The sequence below is a fragment of the Cupriavidus sp. GW822-FHT03E04 genome (assembly GCF_058801495.1).
Genome location: NZ_JBXANI010000019.1, coordinates 176,909 through 186,046 on the forward strand (window position 1 = coordinate 176,909; position 9,138 = coordinate 186,046).

The window sequence follows — 9,138 nt, forward strand, 5'->3', positions numbered from 1 at the left end:
ATATGATCGAGCAGCACGCAGACGGTGTCGGAGAGCGCAGGCACCAGATATTCCCCGTCCTGACGCCGAGCCAGGTTGAGGCGGCGCGCCGGTTCGCAAGCGCTCCACCGCGGTATTTTGCGGCGGGTGAGGTTGTCTTCGCCACGGCGGACAGGAATGTGCCCGTCTGGCTCGTGCTGGATGGCTCGATCGACGTTCTGCGCCGGGATGGCCTTGACGAGGAGGCGCCAATCACCACCCATCGCGCAGGGCAGTTCACGGGAGAAGTCAGCCAGATTGACGGCCGTGCGTCGCTCGCCTCGGCACGAGCCGGCCGTGACGGGGCAACCCTGCTTCCGTTCGATCCGCCGTATTTGCGTGCGCTGATGATCGGATCGGCGGAGGTCGGTGAGATCGTCATGCGCGCGCTGATCTTGCGTCGTGTCAGGCTGATCGAACACGGCGGCTCGGGCACGATCCTGATTGGTGCGCCAGACGATGCGCATCTTCTGCGCCTCCAAGGCTTCCTGACCCGCAGCGGCTATCCCAATCACGTCATGGATCCCAAAGTCGATGGTGGGGGGCGCAGCTTTATCGAGCGGATGGCGCTTCTCCCCAGCGACCTGCCGCTGGTGGTCTGCCCTGGCGGCAGCGTGCTGAAGCGGCCCGATGAGCGGGAGCTGGCGGCCTGTCTCGGCATCATCCCCAAGCTCGGGCAGCAGAAGACCTACGACGTTGCCATCGTCGGCGCGGGACCGGCCGGGTTGGCCGCAGCGGTCTATGGGGCGTCGGAAGGCCTCTCGGTGGTCGTTCTGGACGAGCGCGCCATGGGCGGCCAGGCCGGCGCGTCGGCGCGAATCGAAAACTATCTTGGCTTTCCTACCGGCATCTCCGGGCAGGCGCTCGCTGGCCGCGCATTCACCCAGGCCCTCAAGTTCGGTGCCGAGGTGGCCATCCCTGTGAGCGTGGTGCGGCTCGATCGCAACGAGGATCGGCTGGCGCTCAAGCTGTCGGACGACTCGACGGTGGCAGCGCGTACTGTCGTGATTGCCTCGGGCGCCGCCTACCGACACCCCGACATTGCCGGTCTCGCACATTTCGAGGGCTCCGGCGTTTCCTATTGGGCGTCCCCGATCGAAGCCCGCTTGTGTGCTGGCAAGGAAATCGCTCTTGTCGGCGGCGGTAACTCGGCGGGCCAGGCAATCGTGTTTCTCGCGCCACACGTGAAGCGACTTCACGTGTTCGTCAGGCGAGACCTGTCGGTGACCATGTCCCGCTACCTCATCGACCGCATCTCGGCACTATCCAACGTGGAGATTCATGTCGGTACGGATCTGACCGAACTTGCCTCCAGCGGCGACAGGCTCGCCAGCGCTACTGTTCGCGATCGCGCCAGCGGCACCTCGACACACTATGAGATCTGCCACCTGTTCCTGTTCATCGGCGCGACGCCGCATACCCGCTGGCTCAATGGCTCGATTGCGACGGATGACAAAGGCTTCATTCTTACTGGCGCATCGGACGCATCGCTCGAGACCAGCGTGCCTGGCGTTTATGCGATCGGCGACGTCCGCGCTGGCTCGACCAAGCGAGTTGCCGCTGCAGTCGGCGATGGCGCCGCTGCCATCTCTCAAATCCACGCTTACCTCAGCAGACTGTCAAAGGAAGTGGCATGAAGACCTGTGACCATACGGATACGATCCGTGATGTCGTGCCAAGCGCCCTGGGTTGCGAAGAGTGCCTCAAGGTGGGCAGCCCGTGGGTGCATCTTCGGCTGTGCCGAACCTGCGGTCACGTTGGCTGCTGTGATAACTCTCCCCTCAAGCATGCCCGCGCGCATTTCGAGAAAACCGGGCATCCAATCATTGAGGGATATGACCCCCCTGAGGGATGGGGGTGGTGCTACATCGATCGGGAAGAGATCGCGCTCCCGGACCAGACGCCGCAGCGACGACCCATCCCACGGTTCGTCTGACGGAGCGCTAACCGGGCCTGTATGAATGCTTATGGCCTGGCAGAGGCGCAGAGGTGCAGTCGTATCCCTCACCGTACTCCGGAGTGTCCGTTCGGTGGGCTCATGTATTCAAAATATTTGAATAATATATCCGTGAATCGATCACTTTAAGCAAAGCTATCGACGCTATAGTTCCGTCCATGGCAGCACAGAAACAAATTTACGCCGCGAAGAAACATCAGCCAAATTGAATCACATAGAATGGAGAGAACGCCATGTCCAACGCCAAGCTCGAAGTCCTGACCCCGCACAACAGCCAGATCATCTTCATCGACCATCAACCCCAGATGGCCTTCGGCGTGCAGTCGATGGACCGCCAGACCATGAAGAACAACGTGGTTGGCCTGGCCAAGGCGGCCAAGATCTTCGACATCCCGACCACCATCACCACGGTCGAGTCTGACTCGTTCTCGGGCTATACCTACCCCGAACTGCTCGACGTGTTCCCGGGCAAGCAGACGCTCGAGCGCACCTCGATGAACTCTTGGGACGACCAGAAGGTGCGCGACGCACTGGCCGCCAATGGCCGCAAGAAGGTGATCGTCGCCGGCCTGTGGACCGAGGTCTGCAACACCACGTTCGCGCTGTGCGCGATGCTCGAAGGCAACTACGAGATCTACATGGTGGCCGACGCCTCGGGCGGCACCACCAAGGAAGCGCACGACTACGCGATGCAGCGCATGGTGCAGGCCGGCGTGGTGCCGGTGACCTGGCAGCAGGTCCTGCTGGAATGGCAGCGCGACTGGAAGAACCGTGACACGTACGACGCGGTAATGAAGGTGGCCAAGGAACACTCGGGTGCTTACGGCATGGGCGTGGACTACGCCTACACGATGGTCCACAAGGCCGAGCAGCGCACCGCCACGAAGCACGAGTCGCTGGCGCCGGTCCATGCGCAGGTGATCGAGCGCTAATACTGCATTCGCGGGCTGGACGTTCCAAGGGACGTCCAGTCATTTCAGAGACCGGGCCGACTGCCCACTTCAATCCCGACTGACGATGAAGAGCGTAAGGAAGATTGCTAGCAAATGGGAGTTCGCCGCATTCGCGTTTGCGAGCGGATTCCTGAAGCATGCCCATACGTCATCTTCTCTCGGCATCCTCGCTGGCACGCTAGCTGTGGGCGGATTGATCGCAGACCGCGGCATGAAACAAGATCGCGGTCTCAAATGAACAAGAGAACTCCCATGTCCAAACTACCGTTGCTCGACCCCGCCGATTGCGCATTGATCCTCGTTGATGAACAGGCGGGCCTTGCGTTCGCCGCGGGTTCTCAAGACCCCCAGATTCTGCGCAGTAATGGCCTTGCGCTCGCGAAGACCGCGGTCGCCTTTGACTTGCCGGTTGTGGTCTCCACTTCAGCCTCGAAGGTGTACAGCGGCCCATTGATGCCGGCTTTTAGAGACGTGCTGCCAAACGTCACGCCGATTGAGCGCCGCAACATGAATCTTTGGGAAGACGATGCAGTGCGCGGCGCGATTACGGCTACCGGAAAGCGTACGCTGATCATCGCGGGCATGCTGACGGAGGCTTGCGTGAGCTTCCCGGTGCTGTCAGCGCTGTCCGAGGGATATCAGGTATACGTTGCGGCCGATGCTTGCGGCGGGCTGACACCAACAAGCCATGATCTTGCGTTGCGACGGATGGCTTGCGCTGGCGCAGTCATGACGTCCTGGCTCCAGGTCCTTCTCGAATTCCAGAGGGATTGGACCCGTCATGACACCTATGAGAAGGCTCGCTCGATCGTGGTCGAGCATGGTGGCGGGTATGGCACGGGCCTCGCCTATGCGCGTGACATGATCAAACCGACATGAACGTCCTCGATGCAGGCGCCACCGGGAGTGCGATGAACCCGACTACCTTCAATCCGCAGGAAATCGTGACGAGCATCATTGTTCACGAGGTCGAGCCCGACGCCGCCGAGCAGTATGAAGCGTGGCTCGCGGACATCCGAGCCGCATGCTCCAGGTTTTCCGGCTACCTAAGCACCGATGTGATCCGTCCGGTCGGCACGAGCCGCGAGTATGCGACCATTGTCCGCTTCGCTGACTTCAGGAGCCTCAACGCTTGGATGGAATCCGATGTGCGTCGCCAACATATTGAGAGAATGCGGTCATCGCTGCGGCAAGGCGACCGATACGAGATCAGGACTGGCCTCGATTTCTGGTTCACTCCAAAGAACGCACGGGTCAAGATCCCAACCGCGTGGAAGCAGTGGCTCATCACGTGGAGCGCCATCCTGCCGCTCAGCATCGTCGTGCCATGGGGCGTCGTGCCGGTGCTTGCGCGCCTCGGTTTCGCCCATGACTCGTTCATCGACAAGGCAGCCGTCGCGGCGGCCATCGTGTTCCTGATGGTCTACGTGGTGATGCCGCGCTATACACGGCTCGTTGCACACTGGCTGTTCAAATGATCAGTGCGTACTTGGTGCGCAGCAGCGGCGTTCAGGCCGCGCATCGTGGAGAGTTGGAGTATCCGATCGGCGTCGTGCACCTTAAGTACGAGGTGATAGAGACAATCAAGGGAGACTCTGGACAGCTAACAGACCTTCACTTCAGGCTGTATGGCAACCCTGATTCCGAGACAACCATTCAAATGTATCTTCCTGGTTGTTCGATCGCGCATCTCGTAGGCCCAGCGTTAATGCGGCATTGCCGTCGAATTGGTCAGCTGTTTGCCCAGGTCGATAACGAGCAACGGTGGAGGGTGACGCTTGCGTCTTCAAACGACACGGCCAGCGCTCCGCGGACTTCGGGCCCGAGTACGAGGTCAAGGCACGTCCAGCCGGAAATGGTTGTGCCGTTATGCGAAGCACACCAGCGGCCCTCGCCGCGTAGCAAGTCGTCTTCGGTCGTATAGGCGTTCGGCTCGCCGGAGAGGCCCGTGCCGAGCGCCTTCAGCAGGGCTTCCTTTCGGATCCAGATACTGAGCAGGGTTGCAGCCAAATCAGGTCGTGTCGGGTCAAGCACCTTCTCCTCGATCGGAGAGAATAGTCCGCGTCCAACGCCCGTAACGTCTACGCCGTCAATCCGCCGCTCCACGTCCACACCGACGCAGCAATCCCATGCGAAAGCGAGCAGCGTCATCCCGTCAGTGTGGGAAACGCTGAACGCGAGCCTTGCAGCGTGCGGCCACTGCAAGGCGGGCTTGCCAAACGGCGCAACACTAAAGCGCAGGGATTCGGGTTTGCAGGTCAGGTAGCCGCCGATCAGCCAGCGGAGAAGGCTCCGCCGGGCAATGAAGTGATTGCGATGCCTTTCGTGTCTGTAGGCTCGGGCACGCTGTCGCTCATCCGGCGAAAGCGTGTGGGCAAGCGTCGAACATACCGGGTCGATAAGAGCGTCATGCAGTACCCACACATGCACGGCTCTTTCCGGCAACGTGAGGCGGCTCGGATCAGGCAGTAAAAGAGATGCGGTACGTACCACGTTCCGTGCGGTGACAATATCGTGCTGCATGCCGTTCGATCCCCGCCCACGCCTTGCGGCGCCTCATGAAACACGCCCGCCGCGTCACGGGTTTGCCAACCCCTCGTCCAGTAGCGCCGCGACGACCTGCAAGTTTGGTTCGACGAGCATATCGCCATGGCCGCTGGGCACCTCGGCAATCATCAAGCCGTCGCGCGCGACACGCCGCCACAGCGATATCGGATCGCCCCAATCCTGGTGTCGAATCGCCGCGCGCACATAGACAATCGGGCCGGCGTGATACGGCCGCGGCCGGTAGGTCGTCGTTGCTTGTCTCATCGCTTCGCGCACGCGCCAAAGCGCAGGCGGAAACGATTCGGTGTAGGCGTCCGGCCGGCGCGTCATGCGCCCGAGGCTCATCCCCGCGCGATCGGCCGCCTTCCCGAGCATGTACGTCAGGTAACCGAAAAGCTGCGCCGCAGGCACCGCGCGCAGCTTGCGCCACTGGTAGCTCAAATAGCTGCAGCGGTGCCGCAGCCAAGCATGCCATGGGAGGAAATGCTCGTGCACATAGGTATCGAGCAGGCACAGGAATTCGATGTGCTCGCCAGCGCGCATCAGCTGTTGTGCAATCTCGAGCGCGACCAGCCCGCCGAACGAGTAGCCGGCCAGCGCGTACGGTCCGCCCGGCTGCACGGTGCGCATCTGTTCGATGTAGCTGGCCGCCATATCTTCGACGCACCGCTGTGTCGGCTGCTCGCCGTCAAGGCCCCGTGCCTGCAGTCCATAAACCGGGCGCGGACTACGCAGCGCGCAGACCAGCCCCCAACATTCCATCACCGAGCCGCTCAAGCCATGCACGAGGAATAGCGGCGTCCCGGTGCCGGCGCGCACGGGCACGAGGATCGGCGACGGCGGCTGCAGTTCGCCCTCGTCGATCGCCGCGGCGAGGCGCGCGATCGTCGGCGCGATCAGCAGCGTCGCGAGTGGGATCGTCCGCCCGGTCGACTGATGCACGTCGGCGAGCAACCGCGCTGCGAGCAGCGAATGACCACCCAGTTCGAAGAAGTTGTCGTCGTGACCGATCGGCGCGAAGTCGAACAGCTTCTCCCACAGCACCTGCAAATGACGTTCTAGTTGTTCGCGGGACTCGCCGGCGGGTGGCAATTCGCGCGCCGCCAGGTTCAGTGCCGGATGGTTCCGGATCGAGTCGAGGCATCCGGGATTGCGTAACGCCGCGGCATTACCGACCGGCAAGCCGTTGACCGCATCGCGCGCGGCCGCTTCGGACAGCTTGCCGCTATGCGTGACCGGCAACGCATCGACGGCGATGATCCGGTCCGGCACGTGCGTGGGCGACGCACGACGTGCGAGGTCGCGGCGCACTCGGGCGGCCAGCGCGCCAGTCAGCGCGACGCCATCCTGCAAGACCAGCAGCAGCACGATGCGCTGGTCGTACCTTTGCGCGCGCGTGGCGTCAGGCGGTGCAGCGCGTGACCGCTGCTCGACCACCAGCGCCTCGCGAATTTCCCGGATATCGCTCAGCACACGATAGATTTCGCCCGGACCAACGTTGATGCCGCGAACATTCAGTACGCCATCGGAACGACCATGCAGCCGCGCAGTGCCTTCCGGCGAGAATTCGATGCGATCGCCGTGCGTCCAGACACCTGCGTTGCTGGTGAAATAGGCAGCGTGAAACCCCTTGCCGTCCGTGTCGCCAAAAAAGCCGAGCGGACGCGACGGAAACGGATTCGCGCAGATCAGCTCGCCGGTTCGGCTGGTGCGGGCACCCTGTTCCCACGCCTGAACATCAAGCGCAAGGCTCTTGCACTGGGCTTCCCCCGCATAGATCGGCAGGTTCGGATTCCCCAGCACAAAGCAGCCTAGAATGTCCGTGCCGCCCGAGATTGACTGCAGGGGCAGCGGCTTCACGTGATCGCGCACCCATTCGAACTGCGCGTCGAACAGCACCGCGCCGGTCGACATCATCGCGCGCAGTGCGCCGAGATCGAATTGCTGCCCTGGCACCAGGCCCGCGTCCTCGCACATCTTCAGGTACGCGGGACTTGTGCCGAACACGGTAACCCGCTCGTCGGCGACGAGGCGCCACAACGCATCGACCGTCGAGATCGGGCCGTCATACGTAACGATCTCGGCCCCGGACGCGAGCGCCGACAACTGCCAGTTCCACATCATCCACGCGCAGGAGGTGTGAAAGTACAATCGATCGCCGGGCCGCAGGTCGCAGTGCAGCCGATGCTCCTTCAGATGCTCGAGCAGGCTGCCGCCGGCGCCATGCACGATGCACTTCGGCTTGCCGGTAGTGCCCGACGAGAACATGATGAAGAGCGGATGGTTAAATGGGAAACGCCGCCACACGAAGCTCCCGGCATCGCCACTGTCGATCAGTTCGCCAAGCGAATAGACCCGCTGCTTGACGGTGTCCGGCAAGGTTCCGTCGTCGAGCCGGACGACGCCCTGCAGCGACGGCAACGCGGCAGCCAGATCGGCGACGTTATCCGCCAGCGACATGCCTGTGTCGAACGCCCGATCCGCAGCGTGCGCGAACAGCAGTCGCGGCGCTAGCGGCGCGAAGCGATCGAGGATCGTCTCGACGCTCATCTCGGCCGCGGCGGTCGACAGCGTTGCACCGAGCGCGGTGACGGCCAGCGCGGCAACGACCGCATCCGCGTCGTTGCGCATCACGCCAACCACGCGGTCCCCATCGCGCAGCCCCAACTCCGAAAGAGCATGCGCAAGACGAGCTACCCGATTGCGCAGTTCGCCGCGGGTCAGGCGTACACGTCGGCCATCTGCGTGACATGCGGTCAGCGCAGGTGTGTCGGGCGTCGCTATCGCCAAGCCAAGCAGGTTGTCCGCGTAGTTCAGTTGGACCTGCGGGAAGAAGCGTGCATACTCGCACTCGTCGCCGACGCAGACCGGCTCGGAGCTGCCGGACCACGCAAGCCCCTGCGACCACTGCACGAAGCATTGCCAGAACGTCCGATATTCCCGTACCGAGAAATCGTGTAGCGTATCGTAGTTATTGAAGACCTGGCCGGTGTATGCCTGCAGGGCCGTGGTAAATGCGGTCATTTGCGACGCCGCGGCGCGCTCGGGCGTGCTGCTATAAATGGGTACGCGTCCCATGGTCGCGCTGGGGCGGAACGACGGGTCGAACAGGTAGAAGCGATCCATCCGATTCTCCACTGAGACCGGTGCGCACCGTTCGAAGCAACGGCGCGTTCTGATGATCCAGACTAGTGACTCGCTATTTGTTGCTCTGTGCGAAATCGCACGAACTATTGCCAAACCACAGGCAACGACCAGCCAGTTGGCGTAGACGTGACTGGGGCTTCTCGTATCAACAAGTTCGTGACCCGGGGCGGCTTCGCTGAAACAGCAAGGCGGCCATCACACCGACGTGCGAGTCACTATCAAATCGACACGCGTCCCGAAACTTCCTCCCGGAATGGTGTGAGCGAATCCACGAGATCCTGATGCAGGCCTTGGGGCAGCACCTTTCGGTCGGCGGCGACTAGGCAGCGCGAGGGACCACCTGTCAAAACCAGACCGCGGAAGCTCGAAGCATGGTCGATGAACTTCTCTTGTCCGCCCTGTGAGGGGGCATTCGTGAATCGCTTCTGAGTGACTGGAATTGTTAAGGATTGTTTGATGTCTGCCCTCGTCTGCAGGACTGTGAGAGGGAGCGGCGCGTGTGGGCAGGCGTCGAAC

The 9,138-nt window shown here is 62.4% G+C and carries 8 protein-coding genes; 5 read left to right on the forward strand and 3 right to left on the reverse strand.

Annotated elements, in window-relative coordinates; genetic code table 11:
- Positions 1 to 2: 2 nt before the first annotated feature.
- From AC1RQC_RS26690 to AC1RQC_RS26710, 5 genes are all read left to right on the forward strand, one after another.
- A complete protein-coding gene (locus AC1RQC_RS26690) occupies positions 3 to 1,655 on the forward strand; it encodes an FAD-dependent oxidoreductase (protein WP_492830855.1) in 1,653 nt (550 codons plus the stop codon).
- Complete coding sequence (locus AC1RQC_RS26695; RefSeq protein ID WP_492372827.1) at positions 1,652 to 1,954, forward strand: UBP-type zinc finger domain-containing protein; 303 nt, start codon at positions 1,652 to 1,654, stop codon at positions 1,952 to 1,954. Before AC1RQC_RS26690 ends, AC1RQC_RS26695 begins: the two co-directional genes overlap by 4 nt.
- 254 nt (positions 1,955 to 2,208) lie before the next feature.
- Positions 2,209 to 2,907, forward strand: coding sequence for a hydrolase (locus AC1RQC_RS26700; protein WP_013953087.1), 699 nt, complete (start codon positions 2,209 to 2,211; stop codon positions 2,905 to 2,907).
- 273 nt (positions 2,908 to 3,180) lie between these two features.
- Complete coding sequence (locus AC1RQC_RS26705) at positions 3,181 to 3,807, forward strand: hydrolase (protein ID WP_150987658.1); 627 nt, start codon at positions 3,181 to 3,183, stop codon at positions 3,805 to 3,807.
- A complete protein-coding gene (locus AC1RQC_RS26710; RefSeq protein WP_492372828.1) occupies positions 3,804 to 4,406 on the forward strand; it encodes an antibiotic biosynthesis monooxygenase in 603 nt (200 codons plus the stop codon). Before AC1RQC_RS26705 ends, AC1RQC_RS26710 begins: the two co-directional genes overlap by 4 nt.
- Before the next feature lie 253 nt (positions 4,407 to 4,659).
- Here the strand turns inward: AC1RQC_RS26710 and AC1RQC_RS26715 are convergent, their stop codons facing one another.
- From AC1RQC_RS26715 to AC1RQC_RS26725, 3 genes are all read right to left on the reverse strand, one after another.
- Entirely contained in the window at positions 4,660 to 5,451 is a 792-nt protein-coding gene (locus tag AC1RQC_RS26715; RefSeq protein WP_492885103.1) for a 4'-phosphopantetheinyl transferase family protein, read from the reverse strand.
- A gap of 54 nt (positions 5,452 to 5,505) precedes the next feature.
- Entirely contained in the window at positions 5,506 to 8,601 is a 3,096-nt protein-coding gene (locus tag AC1RQC_RS26720) for an acetoacetate--CoA ligase (protein WP_492885105.1), read from the reverse strand.
- A gap of 239 nt (positions 8,602 to 8,840) precedes the next feature.
- On the reverse strand, positions 8,841 to 9,138 hold a 298-nt coding region (locus tag AC1RQC_RS26725), incomplete at its 5' end, for a hypothetical protein (RefSeq protein ID WP_492885107.1).

Bases quoted from the DNA above. Each gene is read 5' to 3' on its own strand.
- AC1RQC_RS26715 (WP_492885103.1), bottom strand. From the start codon at position 5,451: ATGCAGCACGATATTGTCACCGCACGGAACGTGGTACGTACCGCATCT.
- AC1RQC_RS26720 (WP_492885105.1), bottom strand. From the start codon at position 8,601: ATGGATCGCTTCTACCTGTTCGACCCGTCGTTCCGCCCCAGCGCGACC.
- AC1RQC_RS26710 (WP_492372828.1), top strand. From the start codon at position 3,804: ATGAACGTCCTCGATGCAGGCGCCACCGGGAGTGCGATGAACCCGACT.
- AC1RQC_RS26695 (WP_492372827.1), top strand. From the start codon at position 1,652: ATGAAGACCTGTGACCATACGGATACGATCCGTGATGTCGTGCCAAGC.
- AC1RQC_RS26700 (WP_013953087.1), top strand. From the start codon at position 2,209: ATGTCCAACGCCAAGCTCGAAGTCCTGACCCCGCACAACAGCCAGATC.
- AC1RQC_RS26690 (WP_492830855.1), top strand. From the start codon at position 3: ATGATCGAGCAGCACGCAGACGGTGTCGGAGAGCGCAGGCACCAGATA.
- AC1RQC_RS26705 (WP_150987658.1), top strand. From the start codon at position 3,181: ATGTCCAAACTACCGTTGCTCGACCCCGCCGATTGCGCATTGATCCTC.